The sequence below is a fragment of the Coralloluteibacterium thermophilum genome, assembly GCF_042654365.1.
Classification (GTDB): domain Bacteria; phylum Pseudomonadota; class Gammaproteobacteria; order Xanthomonadales; family Xanthomonadaceae; genus Coralloluteibacterium; species Coralloluteibacterium thermophilum.
Genome location: NZ_JBHSGG010000005.1, coordinates 25,645 through 43,546, shown reverse-complemented (window position 1 = coordinate 43,546; position 17,902 = coordinate 25,645). Strand labels below are relative to the sequence as shown.

At 71.6% G+C, this 17,902-nt stretch carries 16 protein-coding genes, 1 tRNA gene and 2 pseudogenes; 17 read left to right on the top strand and 2 right to left on the bottom strand.

Going from position 1 to position 17,902, the window contains the following annotated elements:
• Nucleotides 1–168 precede the first annotated feature (168 nt).
• The 3 genes from rplU (at nucleotide 169) to obgE (ending at nucleotide 2,079) form a co-directional block, all read left to right on the top strand.
• Nucleotides 169–489, top strand: a complete 321-nt coding sequence (rplU, locus tag ACFO3Q_RS03375; protein WP_377003225.1) for a 50S ribosomal protein L21 — start codon at nucleotides 169–171, stop codon at nucleotides 487–489.
• A 12-nt stretch (nucleotides 490–501) separates the two neighbouring features.
• Nucleotides 502–756, top strand: coding sequence for a 50S ribosomal protein L27 (rpmA, locus tag ACFO3Q_RS03370; protein WP_377003224.1), 255 nt, complete (start codon nucleotides 502–504; stop codon nucleotides 754–756).
• 243 nt (nucleotides 757–999) lie between these two features.
• Nucleotides 1,000–2,079 carry a GTPase ObgE gene (gene obgE / locus ACFO3Q_RS03365; protein ID WP_377003223.1) on the top strand — a complete coding sequence of 360 codons (1,080 nt, stop codon included), beginning with the start codon at nucleotides 1,000–1,002 and terminating at the stop codon, nucleotides 2,077–2,079.
• Nucleotides 2,080–2,304: 225 nt separating this feature from the next.
• Here the strand turns inward: obgE and rpsT are convergent, their stop codons facing one another.
• Complete coding sequence (rpsT, locus tag ACFO3Q_RS03360; RefSeq protein ID WP_377003221.1) at nucleotides 2,305–2,577, bottom strand: 30S ribosomal protein S20; 273 nt, start codon at nucleotides 2,575–2,577, stop codon at nucleotides 2,305–2,307.
• A gap of 122 nt (nucleotides 2,578–2,699) precedes the next feature.
• On the opposite strand from rpsT, the gene murJ reads away from it, so the two are divergent.
• The 9 genes and pseudogenes from murJ to ACFO3Q_RS03315 all read left to right on the top strand — a co-directional run bounded on the left by murJ (nucleotide 2,700) and on the right by ACFO3Q_RS03315 (nucleotide 11,970).
• Nucleotides 2,700–4,256: a murein biosynthesis integral membrane protein MurJ gene (murJ, locus tag ACFO3Q_RS03355; RefSeq protein ID WP_377003220.1), complete on the top strand. Its 1,557-nt coding sequence runs from the start codon at nucleotides 2,700–2,702 to the stop codon at nucleotides 4,254–4,256.
• A 129-nt stretch (nucleotides 4,257–4,385) separates the two neighbouring features.
• A complete protein-coding gene (locus tag ACFO3Q_RS03350; RefSeq protein ID WP_377003234.1) occupies nucleotides 4,386–5,327 on the top strand; it encodes a bifunctional riboflavin kinase/FAD synthetase in 942 nt (313 codons plus the stop codon).
• A gap of 59 nt (nucleotides 5,328–5,386) precedes the next feature.
• Nucleotides 5,387–7,976 (top strand): annotated as a pseudogene (gene ileS, locus ACFO3Q_RS03345) (isoleucine--tRNA ligase); the annotation flags it as partial.
• A gap of 98 nt (nucleotides 7,977–8,074) precedes the next feature.
• Nucleotides 8,075–8,194: pseudogene (locus tag ACFO3Q_RS03340) on the top strand (zinc finger domain-containing protein); the annotation flags it as partial.
• A 92-nt stretch (nucleotides 8,195–8,286) separates the two neighbouring features.
• Nucleotides 8,287–8,787 carry a signal peptidase II gene (gene lspA / locus ACFO3Q_RS03335; RefSeq protein WP_377003219.1) on the top strand — a complete coding sequence of 167 codons (501 nt, stop codon included), beginning with the start codon at nucleotides 8,287–8,289 and terminating at the stop codon, nucleotides 8,785–8,787.
• A 53-nt stretch (nucleotides 8,788–8,840) separates the two neighbouring features.
• Nucleotides 8,841–9,791, top strand: coding sequence for a 4-hydroxy-3-methylbut-2-enyl diphosphate reductase (gene ispH, locus ACFO3Q_RS03330; RefSeq protein ID WP_377003218.1), 951 nt, complete (start codon nucleotides 8,841–8,843; stop codon nucleotides 9,789–9,791).
• 49 nt (nucleotides 9,792–9,840) lie between these two features.
• Nucleotides 9,841–9,916: transfer RNA gene (locus ACFO3Q_RS03325), tRNA-Thr, on the top strand.
• 141 nt (nucleotides 9,917–10,057) lie between these two features.
• Nucleotides 10,058–11,437: a DNA repair protein RadA gene (radA, locus tag ACFO3Q_RS03320; protein ID WP_377003217.1), complete on the top strand. Its 1,380-nt coding sequence runs from the start codon at nucleotides 10,058–10,060 to the stop codon at nucleotides 11,435–11,437.
• Nucleotides 11,434–11,970 carry a GNAT family N-acetyltransferase gene (locus ACFO3Q_RS03315; RefSeq protein ID WP_377003216.1) on the top strand — a complete coding sequence of 179 codons (537 nt, stop codon included), beginning with the start codon at nucleotides 11,434–11,436 and terminating at the stop codon, nucleotides 11,968–11,970. Before radA ends, ACFO3Q_RS03315 begins: the two co-directional genes overlap by 4 nt.
• Before the next feature lie 356 nt (nucleotides 11,971–12,326).
• On the opposite strand, the gene ACFO3Q_RS03310 is transcribed toward ACFO3Q_RS03315, so the two are convergent.
• A complete protein-coding gene (locus ACFO3Q_RS03310) occupies nucleotides 12,327–13,118 on the bottom strand; it encodes a cytochrome C assembly family protein (protein ID WP_377003215.1) in 792 nt (263 codons plus the stop codon).
• 110 nt (nucleotides 13,119–13,228) lie between these two features.
• On the opposite strand from ACFO3Q_RS03310, the gene ffh reads away from it, so the two are divergent.
• From ffh to trmD, 5 genes are all read left to right on the top strand, one after another.
• Nucleotides 13,229–14,608: a signal recognition particle protein gene (ffh, locus tag ACFO3Q_RS03305; protein ID WP_377003214.1), complete on the top strand. Its 1,380-nt coding sequence runs from the start codon at nucleotides 13,229–13,231 to the stop codon at nucleotides 14,606–14,608.
• Nucleotides 14,609–14,796: 188 nt separating this feature from the next.
• Nucleotides 14,797–15,597, top strand: coding sequence for an aminotransferase class IV (locus tag ACFO3Q_RS03300; protein ID WP_377003213.1), 801 nt, complete (start codon nucleotides 14,797–14,799; stop codon nucleotides 15,595–15,597).
• A 478-nt stretch (nucleotides 15,598–16,075) separates the two neighbouring features.
• Nucleotides 16,076–16,336 carry a 30S ribosomal protein S16 gene (gene rpsP / locus ACFO3Q_RS03295; protein ID WP_377003212.1) on the top strand — a complete coding sequence of 87 codons (261 nt, stop codon included), beginning with the start codon at nucleotides 16,076–16,078 and terminating at the stop codon, nucleotides 16,334–16,336.
• A gap of 37 nt (nucleotides 16,337–16,373) precedes the next feature.
• Entirely contained in the window at nucleotides 16,374–16,880 is a 507-nt protein-coding gene (gene rimM / locus ACFO3Q_RS03290; RefSeq protein ID WP_377003211.1) for a ribosome maturation factor RimM, read from the top strand.
• Between the two features lie 170 nt (nucleotides 16,881–17,050).
• Nucleotides 17,051–17,815: a tRNA (guanosine(37)-N1)-methyltransferase TrmD gene (gene trmD / locus ACFO3Q_RS03285; protein ID WP_377003210.1), complete on the top strand. Its 765-nt coding sequence runs from the start codon at nucleotides 17,051–17,053 to the stop codon at nucleotides 17,813–17,815.
• The last annotated feature ends 87 nt before the right edge of the window (nucleotides 17,816–17,902 follow it).

Here is a 17,902-nt window from a genome sequence, read left to right as displayed (position 1 = left end):
GGTGCAGGCGGGCGGCCTTCACATTCCACAGCGGATTCAGTGGCTTCCGCGCGGATCTGCCGCGCCCGCGATTGACCCGCGTCGGGCCGGGCCGGTATCATCCCGCTTCTGTTCGCCCGCGTCCGGGCGTGCGGCACCGAAAAAGAACTACTAAAGGAAGCATCCGGTATGTACGCAATTCTGGTTACCGGCGGCAAGCAGTACCGCGTGCTCCAGGGCGAGACCCTGCGCGTGGAGAAGCTCGACGTCGAGGAAGGTTCCACCATCACGTTCGACAACCTGCTGATGCTGGGCGACGGCGAGTCGATCACCCTGGGCGACGACCTCAAGGGCGCCACCGTCACCGCGACGGTCCGTGCGCACGGCCGCGCCGACAAGGTGCGCATCGTGAAGTTCCGCCGCCGCAAGCACCACCGCAAGCAGCAGGGGCACCGGCAGCACTACACCGAAATCGAGATCACCGGCATCAGCGCCGGCGGCAAGAAGTAAGGAGAAGCAGTCATGGCACACAAAAAGGGCGTAGGTTCCTCGCGCAACGGCCGCGACTCCAATCCGAAGTACCTCGGCGTCAAGATCTACGGCGGCCAGGCCATCGAGGCCGGCAACATCATCGTCCGCCAGCGCGGCACCCAGTTCCATCCGGGTTCCGGCGTCGGCATCGGCCGCGACCACACGCTGTTCGCGCTGGTCGACGGCAAGGTCGAGTTCTCGACCAAGGGCCCGAACAAGCGCCGCACCGTGAGCGTGGTCGCCTGATCCAGGCGCCTGCGCCGTAGCGAAAGGCCCCGCTTCGGCGGGGCTTTTCTTTTTGAAGCCGGGAAGTGGGAGTCGGGAAGCGGGAGGTGCCGGCTCGGCTCAATCCCGGGGGCGTACGCTCGTTCATGCGCGTGTGCGGTGGGATCGTGCTTCGCGTCCCATGGCCGATTCGCGAGCTAGACTTCCTCGTGCCTCAGGCCTCCCATTCCCTCTTCCCCATTCCCTCTTCCCCGCTCTCAAGCAATGAAATTCGTCGACGAAGCAGAAATCCAGGTTGCCGCGGGCAATGGCGGCAACGGCTGCGTGAGCTTCCGCCGCGAGAAGTTCATCCCGCTGGGTGGGCCGGACGGCGGGGACGGCGGGGACGGCGGCAGCGTGTATCTGGTCGCCGACGAGAACCTCAACACCCTGGTCGACTTCCGCCACCAGCGCAGCTTCAAGGCGCAACGCGGCGAGAACGGCATGGGCCGGCAGATGTACGGCAAGGGCGGCGAGGATCTGGAGATCCGCGTGCCGGTCGGCACCGCGGTCACCAACGTCGAGACCGAGGAGCTGATCGGCGACCTGACCGCCCACGGCCAGCGTCTCCTTGTCGCGCAGGGCGGCAAGGGCGGGCTGGGCAACATGCACTTCAAGAGCTCGGTCACCCGGGCGCCGCGACGGGCCACGCCGGGGACGGAGGGCGACGTGCGCCTGGTCCGCCTCGAGCTCAAGCTGCTCGCGGACGTGGGCCTGCTCGGCTTCCCGAACGCCGGCAAGTCCACCTTCATCCGCGCGGTCTCCTCGGCCACGCCGCGCGTGGCCGACTACCCGTTCACGACGCTCTATCCGAACCTGGGCGTGGTCGCGGTCGAGCCGCACCGCAGCTTCGTCATCGCCGACATCCCGGGCCTGATCGAGGGCGCCGCCGAGGGCGCGGGGCTGGGCGCGCTGTTCCTGCGCCACATCCAGCGCACCCGCCTGCTGCTGCACCTGGTCGACATGGCGCCGCTGGACGAGAACGAGGCCACGCCCGAGGCCGTCGCCGGGCAGGTCCGGGCGATCGAGAACGAGCTGCGCAAGTACGACGAGGCCCTGCTCGACAAGCCGCGCTGGCTGGTCTTCAACAAGGGCGACCTGATGCTGCCGGAGGAGCGCGACGCGCACGCGGCGGCCATCGTCGGACTGCTCGGCTGGACCGGCCCGTGGTTCGTGGTCTCGGCGCTCGCCCGCGAGGGCACCTGGCCGATCGCGCAGCAGGTCATGGCCGAGTTCGACCGCCAGCGCGAGGCGCTGGCCGAGGCCGCGGAAGAGGCGGCCTGGCGCGGCGGCGCCGGCGGCTGAGTCCGCGGAACCGGCGTGGAATCCGTCCAGTCGCGGCCACGCCGCGCCGGCGCGCGCGTCGGCACGGCGCAGGAACCGGACGCCCCGGTGGCGGCCGCGCGCGCAGGCGAGGCCGCGTCGGCGGGCCCCGTCGTGCCGTGCTCCCGGGCGTCTGCCCGGGCCTGGGCCGGGGCAACAAAAAAGCCGGCTTGCGCCGGCTTTTCCGTGTCCCGAACCCCGCGCCGATCAGGCGGCGGTCTTGAGCGCCTTGATGCGGGCGCTGATGCGGCTCTTGTGGCGGGCCGCCTTGTTCTTGTGGATCAGGCCGCGCGCGCTGAAACGATCGAGGATCGGCTCGGCAATCTTGTAGGCGGCTTCGGCGCCGGCGACGTCGTTGGCGCCGATGGCCTTGATGACGTTCTTGACGGCGGTGCGGAGGCGCGAGCGCTGGCTGGAGTTGCGCGCGTTGCGCACGACGGCCTGGCGGGCACGCTTCTGGGCGGACTTGATGTTTGCCACGATGGGATTCCTGGAAGCTGGTGTGGTTCGGGACGAAAGACCGGAAATTATGGTGGTTTCATGGGGTTGAGTCAATTGCGGGAGGCGGCGGCGCCGCGGCGGGCCCGCGCGGGGAGGGCGGCATGAGCCGTCCGGGGCTGCTGCGCTCGACCGCGGCGTTCAGCGGGATGACCTTCCTGTCGCGCATCGCCGGCTTCGTGCGCGACATGCTGCAGGCCACGCTGTTCGGCGCCTCGTCGGCGATGGACGCCTTCGTCATCGCCTACCGGATCCCGAACTACCTGCGCCGGGTGTTCGCCGAGGGCTCCATGGCAATGGCCTTCGTGCCGGTGCTGAACGAGATCCGCGAGAAGGGCGACCGCGCCGCGCTGAAGGACTTCATCGACCACATGGCCGGCGCCCTGTGCGCGGTGGTGCTGGTGGTGACCGCGGCGGGTATGCTGCTGGCGCCGCTGGTGGCGCGGGTGTTCGCGCCCGGGGCGCTCGACGACCCGGAGAAGCTCGGCCTGATCGCGGCGATGCTGCGCATCACCTTCCCCTACCTGCTGTTCATCTCGCTGATGGCGCTGGTGGCGGCGGTCCTGAACAGCTACCGGAAGTTCGCGTTGCCGGCGGCGACGCCGATCCTGCACAACCTCGCCATGATCGCGGCCATGCTGTGGCTGGCGCCGCAGTTCGAGGTGCCGCCGATGGCGCTGGCCTGGGGCGTGCTGGCGGCCGGCGTCCTGCAGCTCGCGGTGCTCTGGCCCGCCCTGGGGCGGCTCGGCCTGCGGCCGCGGTTCCGGGTGGACTTCCGCCATCCGGGCGTGCGCAAGGTGGCGACCCTGATGCTGCCGACCCTGTTCTCCTCCTCGGTCGCGCAGCTGAACCTGCTGGTGGGCACGGTCTTCGCCTCGTTGCTGGTCACCGGAAGCCAGACCTGGCTGTACCTCTCCGACCGGCTGGTGGAGTTCCCGCTCGGGCTGTTCGGCGTCGCGATCGGCACGGTGATCCTGCCGCACCTGTCGCGCGCCCATGCGAGCACCGACAGCACCGGCTACAACGCCTCGCTGGACTGGGCGCTGCGCCTCGCCCTGCTGATCGCGGTGCCGGCGGCGCTGGGCCTGCTGCTGCTGGCGGGGCCGATCACCGCCACGGTCTACAACTACGGTGCGTTCAGCGTGCTGGACACGCGCATGACCGCGATCAGCCTCGCCGCGATGAGCGTGGGCATCCCGGCCTTCATGCTCAGCAAGGTGCTGACGCCGGCCTTCTACGCGCGCCAGGACACGAAGACGCCGATGCGCGCCGCGCTGTGGACGGTCGCGAGCAACGTGGCGCTGACCGTCGTCATCGTCGCGCCGCTGTGGTGGCTGGAGGTCCCCGGCGCCCACGGCGGCATCGCCGCGGCGACCGCGCTCGCGGGCATCGTCAACGCGGTGCTGCTGTGGCGCTCCCTGCGTCGCCTGGGGATCTACAGGCCGTTGCCGGGCTGGGGCAGGCTGCTGCTGCAGATCGCCCTGGCCTGCCTGGTGATGACGGGCGTGGTGGTGGCGGTCTCCGCCGCCGTGGGCGATTTCACGGCGCTGCACCCGGCCGGGCGCGTCGCCGGCGTGCTGGCCGCGGTGGGCGCGGGCGTGCTCGCCTACGGGTCGGCGCTGGCGGCGCTGGGCCTGCGTCCGCGCCACCTGCGGCATTGAGCCCTTTACAGGGCGTCTATACTTCGTGGTTCGGTGGTCGCCGCGGCCACCGGCGCGCGCGGCCGTCCGTCCGCGCGCCCCACCGAGATCCCCGTGACCGCAACGCCACCGCCCGCCGCCGCGCGCCGCCTGTTCCGTGACGTCCACGGCCTGCGCCCGTGCCCGCGCGGCAGCGCCGTGTGCATCGGCGCCTTCGACGGCCTGCACCTGGGCCACCGGGCGCTGGTCGCGGCGGCGGTGAATCGCGCCCGCGCGCTCGATGCGGAGGCGGTGGCGCTGAGCTTCGAACCCCTGCCGCGCGAGTTCTTCGCCGGCGACGCCCGCCCGCCGCGGCTGACGCTGCCGCGCGCCAAGATCGCCGGCCTCCTCGGCCTGGGCGCCGACCGCGTCGGGCTGCTGCGCTTCGATGCCGCCTTCGCCGCGCGTCCGGCGGAGGACTTCGTCCGCGAGGTGCTGGTCGGGCGTCTCGGCGCGCGCGAGGTCTGGGTGGGGCCGCAGTTCCGCTTCGGCCACCGCCGTGGGGGCGACATCGCGCTGCTGCGCCGGATGGGCGCCGAACACGGCTTCGCCGCGCACGAGATCGAGCCGGTGATGCACGCCGGCGAACGCGTGTCCGCCACGGCCATCCGCAACCATCTGCAGGCGGGCGAGCTGGAGCAGGCCGGACGCCTGCTCGGGCGGCCCTACGCCATCGGCGGGCGCGTGGTGCGCGGCCGCCAGCTCGGACGCACGCTGGGCTACCCCACCGCCAACCTGCGCCTCGGCGGCCGCACCGCGGCGCTGGGCGGCATCTTCGCGGTGCGCGTGCACGGCATCGGCGCGCTCCCGCTGCCGGGCGTCGCCAGCCTCGGCACGCGGCCGACCGTCGACGGCATCGAGCCGTTGCTCGAAGCGCATGTGTTCGATTTCGACGGCGACCTCTACGGGCGCCGGATCGACGTGGAGTTCGTCGCGCACCTGCGCGACGAGGAGAAATTCGCCGACCTGGACGCCCTCGTCGTCCAGATGGATCGCGACGCCGCCGAGGCGCGGGCGATCCTCGGCGCCACCCCAGCCAAGGCCGACGCGTGAGCCAGGACCAGACCAACCCGTACAAGGGCACGATCCAGCTGCCCGCCACCGATTTCCCCATGCGCGGCGATCTGCCGAAGCGCGAGCCGAAGATGCTCGAGCGCTGGGAGGCGGAGGGGCTGTACGCGCGCATCCGCGAGAAGGCCAAGGGCCGCCCGCAGTTCGTGCTGCACGACGGCCCGCCCTACGCCAACGGCGCCATCCACATCGGGCACGCGGTCAACAAGATCCTGAAGGACGTGGTGGTGAAGTCGCGGCTGATGGCGGGCTTCGACGCGTCCTACGTGCCGGGCTGGGACTGCCACGGCCTTCCGATCGAGATCGCGGTCGAGAAGAAGTACGGCAAGGTCGGCGACAAGCTCGACGCCGCCGCGTTCCGGCAGAAGTGCCGCGAGTACGCGGCCGAGCAGATCGACCTGCAGCGGCGCGACTTCAAGCGCCTGGGCGTGCTCGGCGACTGGGAGCGCCCCTACCGCACGCTGGACTTCCAGTTCGAGGCCAACGAGATCCGCGCGCTGGCGAAGATCGTGGAGAACGGCCACCTGGTGCGCGGCGCCAAGCCGGTGCACTGGTGCTTCGACTGCGGCTCGGCGCTCGCCGAGGCCGAGATCGAGTACGCCGACAAGACCTCGCACGCCATCGACGTGGCCTACGACGCCCGCGACCCGCAGGCCCTGGCCGCGCTCTTCGGCGTCGAGGCAGGCGAGGCGGTCGTCGCGGTGCCGATCTGGACCACCACGCCGTGGACGCTGCCGGCCAGCCTCGCGGTATCGGTCGGCGGCGGCCTGGACTATGTGCTGGCCGAGGGGCCCGCGCGCGACGGCCGTCGCGTGCTGCTGGTGCTGGCCGAGGCGCTGGCCGTCCCGGCGCTGGCGCGCTACGGCATCGACGCGCCGACGATCCTGGGTCGCGCGCGCGGTGCCGCGCTGGAGAACCACGTCCTGGCGCATCCGTTCTACGCCGAGCGCGACATCCCGCTGCTGCTGGGCGAGCACGTGGCCGACGACGCCGGCACCGGCGCCGTGCACACCGCGCCCGGGCACGGCCAGGAGGACTTCGCGGTCAGCCGCCAGTACGGCCTGCTGGAGCGCTACGGCGCAGCGCAGATCAACCCGGTGGACGGTCGCGGCGTCTACCTGCCGAGCACGCCGGCGCTGGGCGGGACCGCCCTGGCCGGCGTGCACCTGTGGAAGGCCGAGCCGCTGATCGTCGAGGCGCTGCGCGCCGCCGGCATGCTGCTGGCGCACGCCAGCATCCGCCACAGCTACCCCCACTGCTGGCGGCACAAGACGCCGGTGGTCTTCCGCGCGACGCCGCAGTGGTTCATCTCCATGACCCAGGCCGGCCTGCGCACGCAGGCGCTCGCCGCCATCGACGCCGTCGGCTGGTTCCCCGAGTGGGGCAAGGCGCGCATCGCCGGCATGGTCGAGGGGCGCCCGGACTGGTGCATCTCGCGCCAGCGCACCTGGGGCGTGCCGATCGCGCTGTTCGTGCACCGCGAGACGGGCGACCCGCACCCGCGCAGCGTGGCGCTGATGCGGCAGGTCGCCGACCGCGTGGAGCGGGACGGCATCGACGCCTGGTACGCGCTGGACGCGACCGAGCTGCTGGGCGAGGAGGCGGCGCAGTACGAGAAGATCGCCGACATCCTCGACGTCTGGTTCGACTCCGGCGTGACCCACGAGGGCGTGCTGGCCGCGCGCGGCTACGGCAAGCCGGCCGACCTCTACCTGGAGGGTTCCGACCAGCACCGCGGCTGGTTCCAGTCCTCGCTGCTCACCGGCGTGGCGATGGACGGCGCGGCGCCGTACCGGCAGGTGCTGACCCACGGCTTCACCGTGGACGCGCAGGGCCGGAAGATGTCGAAGTCCATCGGCAACGTGGTCGCGCCGCAGCAGGTCATGGACAAGATGGGCGCCGACGTCCTGCGCCTGTGGGTGGCCTCGACCGACTACCGCAACGAGATGTCGGTCTCGGACGAGATCCTCAAGCGCAGCGCCGACAACTACCGGCGCATCCGCAACACCGCGCGCTTCCTGCTCGGCAACCTCGCCGGCTTCGACCCGGCGCGGCACCTGGTGCCGCTGGAGGCCTCGGTGCTGCTGGACCGCTGGGCGGTGCATCGCGCGCATGCGCTGCAGGAGCGCATCGCGGCCGCCTATGCGCGCTACGACTTCGCCGAGGTCGTGCAGGCGCTGGCGAACTTCTGCACCGTCGACCTCGGCTCGATCTACCTCGACGTGACCAAGGACCGGCTCTACACCATGCCGGTGGATTCGCTCGGCCGGCGCTCCGCGCAGTCGGCGATGTACCGCATCGCGGAGGCCTTCGTGCGGTGGATCGCGCCGATCCTGGCCTTCACCGCCGACGAGATCTGGGGCTACCTGCCGGGCGCGCGCGAGGACAACGTGCTGTTCGCGACCTGGTACGAGGGCCTGGCGCCGCTGCCGGCGGACGCCGCGCTGTCCGCGGCCGACCTCGATGCCCTGCTGGCGCTGCGCGAGGCGGTCAGCCGGGTGCTGGAGCCGATGCGCGCCTCCGGGGTCATCGGCGCCTCGCTGGAGGCCGAGGTGGACCTCTACGTCGACGCGGCGACCGCGGCGCGCTATGCCGGCGTCGCCGACGAGCTGCGCTACCTCTTCATCACCTCGGCGCTGCGCGTGCATCCGGCCGACGCCCGCCCGGACGACGCGGTCCGCGCCGAGGGCATCGACGCCTGGGTGCGGGCGGTGCCCAGCGCCGCGGAGAAGTGCATCCGCTGCTGGCACTATCTGCCCGACGTCGGCAGCCACGCCGCGCACCCGCAGCTGTGCGGGCGCTGTGCCGGCAACGTGGACGGTCCCGGCGAGGTCCGGCGCTGGTTCTAGAGCGTGCCGCGCCGCGTTCCTGCGTGGAGCGGCGCGGTGCGATGCGTGCTTTCCCCCTGGCGCCGTCCGGCGCCTGCAGCAGGATGCCCCGAATGTCGCAGGTCAAACCCAACGCGCTGCCCTGGCTCGCGCTCTCCGTCGTGGTGATCGCGCTCGACCAGCTCACCAAGTGGATCGTGCTCGGCTCGATCCGCCTCTACGAGCGCATCGAGGTGATCCCCGGGTTCTTCGACTGGACCCTGACCTACAACCCCGGCGCGGCCTTCAGCTTCCTGAGCGAGGCCGGCGGCTGGCAGCGCTGGTTCTTCACCGCATTGGCCATCGGCATCAGCGGCCTGCTGACGTGGTGGCTGGCGCGCACCCCGCGCAGCGACTGGCGCACGGCCCTGCCGTTCGCCCTGGTCATCGGCGGCGCGATCGGCAATGTCATCGACCGCCTGGTCCACGGCCAGGTCGTGGATTTCATCCTGGTCTACTGGCGCAGCTACCACTGGCCGGCGTTCAACCTCGCCGACTCGGCCATCGTGGGCGGCGCGATCGGGATCGTGCTGTTCAGCGTGTTCACGGGCAAGGCCGGGACGAAGGGGGGATAATGCCGGCCTCCCCGTTGAGGAACCCGGCCGTCCATGGCCGGACTTTCTGAGTTATGGACGTCCTGCTCGCCAATCCCCGCGGCTTCTGCGCCGGCGTCGACCGTGCGATCGAGATCGTCAAGCGCGCCATCGAGAACTTCGGCGCACCGATCTACGTCCGCCACGAGGTCGTGCACAACCGCTTCGTCGTGGACGACCTGAAGCAGCGCGGTGCCGTCTTCGTCGAGGAGCTGGACGAGGTGCCGGACGGCGCCATTGTCATCTACAGCGCGCACGGCGTCTCCCAGGCGGTGCGGCGCGAGGGCCAGCGGCGCGGCCTCAAGGTGTTCGACGCCACCTGCCCGCTGGTGACCAAGGTGCACATGGAGGTCGCCCGCCACTGCCGCGCCGGGCGCGACGTGGTCCTGATCGGGCATGCCGGCCACCCCGAGGTGGAGGGCACGATGGGGCAGTGGGACGCCGGCTGCGGCGCCGGACAGATCCACCTGGTCGAGAGCGTGGCCGATGCGCGGAAACTGGTGGTGGGCCAGCCCGGGCATCTCGCCTACACCAGCCAGACCACGCTGTCGGTGGACGAGACGCGCGACATCATCGCGGCCCTGCGCGAGCGCTTCCCGGCCATCCAGGGGCCGAAGCACGACGACATCTGCTACGCGACCCAGAACCGCCAGGACGCCGTGCGCGCGCTCGCCGCGGACTGCGACGTGGTGCTGGTGGTCGGTTCCGTGAACAGCTCGAACTCCAACCGCCTGCGCGAGCTGGCGGAGGTGTGCGGCGCCACCGCCTTCCTGATCGACGATGCGAAGGACATCGACCCGGCCTGGATCGTGGGGCGCGGCCGCGTCGGCGTCACCGCCGGCGCCTCCGCCCCGGAAGTGCTGGTCGAGGGCGTGCTCGCCCGCCTGCGGGAACTCGGCGCCACCGGCGTGCGCGAACTCGACGGCCAGCCGGAGACCATGGTCTTCGCCCTGCCGAAGGAGCTCCGCATCGCCCTGGTCGACTGAGCGCGGCCGTTGCGCCGCGGCCGCGGCCGCCCGTAGAATTGCCGGCTCCGCCGGAATAGCTCAGTTGGTAGAGCGGCGCATTCGTAATGCGTAGGTCGCAGGTTCGACTCCTGTTTCCGGCACCAGACGTTCGATGACGAAGGGCCCGCCGATGCGGGCCCTTCGTCGTTTCCGCGGCGGGCGAGGCCGGCGGCGGCCGCAGGCGTCTCGCCTTCCGCGACGCCGCTTGCGTAGGCTTGCGCACTGTCCGTCGCGAACCAGCACCCATGGCCAAGGCCAAGACCGCCTACGTCTGCTCCGAATGCGGGGCCAGCTTCAACAAGTGGCAGGGCCAGTGCGGCGAGTGCGGCGCCTGGAACACGCTGTCGGAATTCGTGGTTGAGCCGGCCTCCGCCGGCAAGGGCGCGGCGGCGCCGGCGCGCCACAGCGGCTGGGCCGGGCGCACCGACAACGCCGCGGTCACCTCGCTGGCGAGCGTCAGCCAGGCGGCGGAGGTGCGGGTCTCGACCGGCATCGGCGAACTCGACCGCGTGCTCGGCGGCGGCATGGTCGAAGGCTCGGTCGTGCTGGTGGGCGGCGATCCCGGCATCGGCAAGTCCACCCTGCTGACCCAGGCGCTGGCGTCCATCGGCCAGCAGCTGCCCAGCCTCTACGTCACCGGCGAGGAGTCGCTCGGGCAGATCGCCGGGCGTGCGCAGCGGCTCGGGCTGCCGCTGGACAACCTCGCGGCGCTGGCCGAGACCTGCGTGGAGAAGGTGCTGGCGCGCTGCGTCGAGCACCGCCCGCGACTGATCGTCGCCGACTCCATCCAGACCCTGTGGAGCGAGCAGCTCACCGCGGCGCCGGGCTCGGTCAGCCAGGTGCGCGAGAGCGCCGCCCGCCTGGTGCGCTTCGCGAAGGAGACCGGCACCAGCGTGTTCCTCGTCGGGCACGTGACCAAGGAGGGCGGCATCGCGGGACCGCGCGTGCTCGAGCACATGGTCGACGCGGTGCTCTATTTCGAGGGCGAGTCGGGCAGCCGCTTCCGCGTGTTGCGCGCCTTCAAGAACCGCTTCGGCGCGGTCAACGAACTCGGCGTGTTCGCGATGGGCGACAAGGGGCTGCGCGAGGTGCCGAATCCTTCGGCCATCTTCCTGTCCGGTGCGGCGGCCAACCCCGGCAGTGCCGTCATGGTGACCCGCGAGGGCACGCGGCCGCTCATGGTCGAGGTGCAGGCCCTGGTGGACCAGTCGCCGCTGGCCAATCCGCGGCGCGTCGCACTGGGCCTGGAGCAGAACCGCATGGCCATGCTGCTGGCGGTGCTGCACCGGCACGGCGGCGTCGGCGTGTTCGACCAGGACGTGTTCGTCAACGTGGTCGGCGGCATCCGGGTGCAGGAGACCGCCGCCGATCTCCCCGTGCTGCTGGCCGTGCTCTCCAGTCTGCGCGACGCGCCCCTGCCGGAGAAGACCGTCGCCTTCGGCGAGGTCGGTCTGTCGGGCGAGATCCGTCCCGTCCCGAACGGCGAGGAACGGCTCAAGGAGGCTGCGACCCACGGCTTCCGGCGCGCCATCGTGCCCAGGGCGAACGCGCCGAAGAAGAGCGCGTTCAAGGATCTCGAGGTCGTCGCCGTGGAGCGGCTGGCCGAGGCGCTGGAGGCGGTATGAGCCAGGAGCCCGTCCTCGACTTCGGGCGCGGGCGCATCCGTCCCTGGCGGCGCGGCGACCGTGCCGCCCTGCTGCGGCACGCGGACGACCCGCTGGTGGCGCGCTACCTCTCCCTGCGCTTTCCGCACCCGTACCGGCCGGAGGATGCCGACGCCTGGTTCGGGTTCGTGGAGGGACAGGCCCCGCTGTCGGCGTTCGCGCTCGACGTGGAGGGCGAGGCCGTCGGCGGGATCGGCCTGCGGCTGGGCGAACTGGAGTTCGCGCATTCCGCGGAGCTCGGCTACTGGCTCGGGCGCCGTCACTGGCGGCGCGGCATCGTCGGTGCGGCGGTGGCCGCCTTCGTGCCCTGGGCGGCGGAGCGGTTCGGCCTCCGGCGCATCGCGGCCTATGCCGACGTGCGCAACCTCGGCTCCGTCCGCGTCCTGGAGCGCAACGGCTTCGCACGCGAGGGCCTCCTGCGGTGCCGCGCCATCCGCGACGGCGACCCCCAGGACCACCTGGCCTTCGCCCGGCTGTTCCCGCCTGCAGGTTGATTGCCCAGCGCGCGCATCACGGGCTCCCTCCCGCGCCGACAGCGGGGAAGACCTGGGGAAGGGCGCTTTTGATCAGGATGTGAGGGTGGAGGAGCGGGGAAGGAGCGGCTGTCGTGTTTCCTCGCTTTCCCTCCCTGCAGCGCGCTGCGCGCGCTCACCCCCATCCCAGCCTTCCCCCGCAGGCGGGGAAGGGGCCGGTCGCGTGGGCGTGGAGGGCCTCGCCCGTGCATCTCGATTCCACCTGTCCGACGCAGCGCTGCCAGCTCCCTCCCCCGCGGACAGCGGGGGAGGGTTGGGGAGGGGGCGCTTTTGCTGCGGGTAGAGCAGCGAGGAATGGGCGCGGCCCCCTCGCTCCTCTACCGGTAGTTGAGCAGCAGCTCCTGCACGAACTTGCTGCCGAAGAAGGCCAGGAGCAGCAGGCCCATCGCGACCAGGGTCAGGCGCACGGCCTTGCCGCCGCGCCAGCCGTAGCGCCAGCGGCCGAGCAGCAGCACGCCGAACACGATCCACGACAGCACCGAGAGCACGGTCTTGTGCCAGAGGTGCTGGGAGAGCAGGTCGTGCACGAACAGCGCGCCCGACAGCAGGGTGGCGGAGAGCAGGACGAAACCCGTCCACAGGGTGCCGAACAGCAGCGCCTCGGTCTGGGTCAGCGGGGGCAGGGCGCGAAGCCAGGGGCCGAGGCGGCGCCGGCGCAGCGCCCGCTCCTGGACCCAGAGCAGGATGGCGAGCACCGCACCGATGGCCAGCGTCGCGTAGGCGAGCAGCGCCAGCCATGCGTGCAGCAGCAGGCGCCAGTCGAGGTCCTGCGTCCGTGCGTGGCCGAAATGGTGGTAGAGCAGCAGGGTGACCACCGCCAGCGGATAGACGACCACCCCCAGCGCGTCGAGATTGCGCTGCCAGCCGATGATGGTGCTGAGGCCGGCCATGCCCAGCCCCACCAGCGAGAGCGCGGCGAAGAAATGCAGGTCCGCGCCGCGCGCGTCGGGCCACACCATGGCGTGGTAGCCGGTGTGCAGCAGGACCGCCACCAGCGCGAGCAGCCTCGGGGCGAGGGGATTCCGGTCCTCCGCGGCCATGAAGGTGCGGGCCCCGATCGCCGCGGATACGAGGTAGGCGAGAGCGGCGAAATAGGGCACGAGGGGCATCCGCGCAGTGTCGCACAGCCGCGGGGGACCGAGAATCGCCCGGCCGGCCGCGGCTGCCGCGGGGGCGCTCCCGGTATACTGGGCAGTCCGACGTCTCCCTGTCCCGAGCCATGTTCGAGTCCCTGACCCAGCGCCTTTCCGGCACCATCGAGCGCCTGCGCGGGCGCGGCCGCCTGAGCGAGGAGAACATCCGCGAATCCCTGCGCGAGGTGCGCATCGCCCTGCTCGAGGCCGATGTCGCGCTGCCGGTCGTGCAGGCGGTGATCGAGCGCATCAAGGTGCGCGCGGTCGGCCAGGAGGTGCTGAAGAGCCTCACCCCCGGCCAGGCCCTCATCAAGGTGGTCCGCGACGAGCTGACCACGGTGATGGGCGCGCAGAGCGCCGAGCTGAACCTCAACGTCCCCGCGCCCGCCGTGATCCTCATGGCCGGCCTGCAGGGCGCGGGCAAGACCACCACCGTCGGCAAGCTCGCCAGGCACCTCAAGGAGCGCCGCAAGAAGAAGGTGATGGTGGTCAGCGCCGACGTCTACCGTCCCGCCGCCATCCAGCAGCTGGAGACGCTCGCGAAGCAGGTGGACGTGCTGTTCCATCCCTCGCAGGGCAGCGACGACCCGGTCGACATCGCGCGCGCCGCCATCGACGCGGCCCGCAGGAACCACGTCGACGTGCTGATCGTCGACACTGCCGGCCGCCTTGCCATCGACGAGGCGATGATGGCCGAGATCAAGGCGCTGCACGCCGCGATCCAGCCGGTGGAGACGCTGTTCACCGTCGACGCCATGACCGGCCAGGACGCGGCCAACACCGCCAAGGCCTTCGCCGAGGCGCTGCCGCTGACCGGCGTCGTGCTCACCAAGACCGACGGCGACGCCCGTGGCGGCGCGGCGCTGTCGGTGCGCTACATCACCGGCAAGCCGATCAAGTTCATCGGCACCGGCGAGAAGGTCGACGGGCTGGACGTCTTCCATCCCGACCGCATCGCGACCCGCATCCTCGACATGGGCGACGTGCTGTCGCTGGTGGAGCAGGTCGAGCGCGACGTCGACCAGGAGAAGGCCAAGAAGCTCGCCGAGAAGGTCGCCAAGGGCAAGAAGTTCGACCTCAACGACATGCGCGACCAGCTCCAGCAGATGCAGGGGATGGGCGGCATCGGCGCGCTGATGGACAAGCTGCCGGGCATCGGCCAGGTGCCTGAGAACCTCAAGCAGCAGGTCACCGGCAAGGAAGTGCCGCGCATGATCGCCATCATCGACTCGATGACGAAGAAGGAGCGCCGCCACCCGGCCCTGCTCAACGGCTCGCGCCGCGCGCGCATCGCCCGCGGTTCGGGCACCACGCCCGCCGACGTCAACCGCCTGATGAAGCAGTTCATGCAGATGGAGAAGATGATGAGCAAGCTCTCCCAGGGTGGCATGAAGGGCCTGATGCGGAGCATGCGCGGCATGGCGGGGATGATGGGCGGCGGTCGCGGGGGGATGCCGTTCCGCTGAGGGCCCGGGGCCCGGGCTTGGGGCTTGGGGCGGGACGGGTCATCGGGGCCTGAAGGTCGCTGTGGTGGGCGAGTGCGCGCAGCGCGCCTTGCCTGCATGTGGCCTGCGACGCCTACAGCGGATGGAACATCGGCCTGTGCGATCCTCCAGGTCCCGATTCCCACTTCCCGATTTCCGGCCCACCCGCCATGCCCCCCGCCGCCCGCCTCGAACTGAACGGTCGCCCCGCCGGCGCCGCCGATCTCGCGGCGCTGGCCGGGGCGAACTACGGGCACTTCACCACCATGCAGGTGCGCGCGGGGGCGGTGCGGGGGCTCGATCTTCACCTTGGGCGGCTCGCGGAGGCGACCGAGGTGCTGTTCGCCCGCCCGCTCGACCGCGACGGCGTGCGCGGATGGCTGCGCCAGGCGCTCGCCGGCAGCGATGCGCCCTGCACCCTGCGCGCGACGGTGTTCTCGCGCGGCTTCGACCGCCGGCATCCCGAACGCGCCGCTGCGCCCGACGTCCTGGTCTCCACCGCCCCGCCGGCACCCGCCGGCGCACCGCTGCGGGTGCGTTCGGTCCTCTACCGGCGCGAGCTGCCGGCGATCAAGCACCTGGGCACCTTCCCGGTCCTGCACCACCTGCGCGAGGCGAGGCAGGCGGGGTTCGACGACATCCTGCTGATCGACGACGCCGGCCACGTGGCCGAGGGCTCGTTCTGGAGCGTGTGCTTCGTCGAGGAGGGGCGCGTGGTCTGGCCGGACGCGCCCGCACTCCGCGGCGTGACCGAGCGCCTGGTGGAAGCGGGGCTGGCGCGCGCGGGCGTCGCCTGCGTGCGCGAACCGGTGCGCATGGCCGATCTCCCGCGCTTCCAGGGGGCCTTCGCGCTGAACGCCGGAGGCATCCGCCCCGTGGTGGCGATCGATGGCCTGCAGTTCGACCGGCAGGATCCCTGGGCCGCCCGCCTGTTCGCCGCACTGGAGTCGCAGCCGGCGGAACGGATCTGAGCGGTGCGCCCACGCGGCAGGCGCGGGCGGGGCGCCCATCGCCGTACCGCGAGGAATGAGGCACCAAGAGCGGGAACACAGGGAAGCATGGCTGCCCGTCCTGCTTCCGGTCCTCCTTGATCCAGCGCGCTGCGCGCGTTCACCCCCATCCCAGCCTTCCCCCGCAGGCGGGGGAAGGGGCGGGTCGCATGGGCATGGGCGCTCGTCCCTCTGCCGCCGTTGGTCCGGAGCGCCGGCAGCGCCCTCCCCTGCGAAGCGGGGGAGGGTTGGAGGGGCGCTTTCGGCTGGGAAGCGAGACGTGAGGAATGAGAAAGGAGGGAGGCTCCTGGCCCCGCACTCGCTTCCCGCTCCTCTCACTCGCTCCTGCGGACCGTTTGACCCGATGTCTGGAACCCCACTTTCCTTCGCTGCCGCCGTCGCCTAAACTACGCGGCTTACCTCGCCATCCTGGCGACTGGGCAACACTGGGAAAACCACCATGGTCAAGATCCGACTGACCCGCGGCGGCGCCAAGAAGCGTCCGTTCTACCACGTCATCGTCACCGACTCGCGCAGCGCGCGCGACGGTCGCAACATCGAGCGGGTGGGCTACTTCAATCCGGTCGCCTCGGGCGCCGAGAAGCGCGTCGAGATCGACGTGGAGCGCGTGCAGCACTGGGTGGGCCAGGGCGCGCAGCTGACGGACAAGGTGCGGGCGCTGCTGAAGGAAGCCGCCGCGCAGACCCCGGCCACGGCCTGAGGTCCTCGGCCGCGCCCCGCGCGGCCGGTTCGTGCACATGAACGACGAACGCCGACTCCTGCTGGGCAGGATCGTCGGCGTTTTCGGTATCCGCGGCGAGCTCAAGATCGAGTCGCACACCGAGCCGCGGACCGCCATCTTCGACTACCAGCCCTGGACCCTCCGCGCCGGCGGGCGCGAGCGTGAGGTCTCCGGCGTGCGCGGCAAGGCGACCGGCAAGAACATCGTCGCCACCTTCCCGGGCATCGAGGACCGCGACGCGGCGGAGACGCTGATCGGGCAGGAGATCTGGGTGCCGCGCTCGGCGCTGCCGGCCGCGGCGCCGGGCGAGTACTACTGGGTGGACCTCGAGGGCCTCGAGGTCGTCACCGTCGAGGGCGTCGCCCTCGGCCGCATCTCGCACCTCTTCGCGACGGGCGCCAACGACGTGGTCGTCGTGCGCGGCGACCGCGAACGCCTGCTGCCCTACGTCATGGGCGACGTCATCCACAGCATCGACCTCGACGCGGGGCGGATGGTGGTGGACTGGGATCCGGAGTTCTGAAGCGGGGAAGAGGGAACCGGGAATAGGGAGGTGCAGGCGCTCTCGAGCCGCTCGCCCCGTCTTTCTGGCCATGCTGGCACCGGACGACGCCTGCCGGCGACCCGCCGTCATGACGACAGCGGCTTCCATTCCCCCTTCCCGATTCCCCATTCCCGCTCCACCCTCACGCCATGCGCCTCGACATCCTCACGCTCTTCCCCGACTTCATCCAGGCCAGCGCCGCGCTGGGCGTGGTGGGGCGGGCGTGCGAGCGGGGGCTGCTGGAGGTGGTGGCGCACAACCCCCGGGACCACGCGGCCGGCAACTACCGCCGGGTCGACGAGCGGCCGTTCGGCGGCGGCCCGGGCATGGTCATGCTCATCGACCCCCTGCGCGCGACCCTGGCGGCCGCGCGCGCGGCGGATCCGCGTCCGGCGCCGGTGGTCCTGCTCTCGCCGCAGGGCGAGCGGCTGACCCAGCGCCGGGTGCGCGAGTTCGCGGCGATGCCGCGGCTGATCCTGGTCTGCGGGCGCTACGAGGGCATCGACGAGCGCTTCGTGGAGGCCGAGGTCGATCTCGAGATCTCCATCGGCGACTACGTGCTCTCCGGGGGCGAACTCGGCGCCGCGGTGCTGGTGGACGCCATCGGCAGGCTGCAGGAGGGCGCGCTCAACGACGCCGCCTCCGCCGTGCAGGACAGCTTCGAGGACGGCCTGCTGGACTGCCCGCACTACACCCGTCCCGAGTCGCACGCCCTGGGCGAGGTGCCCGCGGTGCTCCGGGGCGGGGACCATGCGGCCATCGCGCGCTGGCGCCGGCAGCAGTCGCTGGGCAGGACCTGGCTCAGGCGGCCGGACCTGCTGGCGCGGACCGCGCTCTCGGCGAGCGACCGCGCGCTGCTGGAGGCGTTCCAGCGGGCGTGGCGGGCCGCGCAGGAAACCTCCCGGCCCCTCTAGCACATGCGGGGATTTGCGGGCTATAATGCCCGACTTTCCGACGCGCCAGGCTGGCTTGGGCGCAACAGAACAACTCCAGGTCGGTGA

Excerpts from the sequence above, each read along its gene's own strand:
- rplU (WP_377003225.1), top strand. The coding sequence starts at position 169 with ATGTACGCAATTCTGGTTACCGGCGGCAAGCAGTACCGCGTGCTCCAG.
- rpmA (WP_377003224.1), top strand. The coding sequence starts at position 502 with ATGGCACACAAAAAGGGCGTAGGTTCCTCGCGCAACGGCCGCGACTCC.
- obgE (WP_377003223.1), top strand. The coding sequence starts at position 1,000 with ATGAAATTCGTCGACGAAGCAGAAATCCAGGTTGCCGCGGGCAATGGC.
- murJ (WP_377003220.1), top strand. The coding sequence starts at position 2,700 with ATGAGCCGTCCGGGGCTGCTGCGCTCGACCGCGGCGTTCAGCGGGATG.
- lspA (WP_377003219.1), top strand. The coding sequence starts at position 8,287 with ATGTCGCAGGTCAAACCCAACGCGCTGCCCTGGCTCGCGCTCTCCGTC.
- ispH (WP_377003218.1), top strand. The coding sequence starts at position 8,841 with ATGGACGTCCTGCTCGCCAATCCCCGCGGCTTCTGCGCCGGCGTCGAC.
- radA (WP_377003217.1), top strand. The coding sequence starts at position 10,058 with ATGGCCAAGGCCAAGACCGCCTACGTCTGCTCCGAATGCGGGGCCAGC.
- ACFO3Q_RS03315 (WP_377003216.1), top strand. The coding sequence starts at position 11,434 with ATGAGCCAGGAGCCCGTCCTCGACTTCGGGCGCGGGCGCATCCGTCCC.
- ACFO3Q_RS03310 (WP_377003215.1), bottom strand. The coding sequence starts at position 13,118 with ATGCCCCTCGTGCCCTATTTCGCCGCTCTCGCCTACCTCGTATCCGCG.
- ffh (WP_377003214.1), top strand. The coding sequence starts at position 13,229 with ATGTTCGAGTCCCTGACCCAGCGCCTTTCCGGCACCATCGAGCGCCTG.
- ACFO3Q_RS03300 (WP_377003213.1), top strand. The coding sequence starts at position 14,797 with ATGCCCCCCGCCGCCCGCCTCGAACTGAACGGTCGCCCCGCCGGCGCC.
- rpsP (WP_377003212.1), top strand. The coding sequence starts at position 16,076 with ATGGTCAAGATCCGACTGACCCGCGGCGGCGCCAAGAAGCGTCCGTTC.
- rimM (WP_377003211.1), top strand. The coding sequence starts at position 16,374 with ATGAACGACGAACGCCGACTCCTGCTGGGCAGGATCGTCGGCGTTTTC.
- trmD (WP_377003210.1), top strand. The coding sequence starts at position 17,051 with ATGCGCCTCGACATCCTCACGCTCTTCCCCGACTTCATCCAGGCCAGC.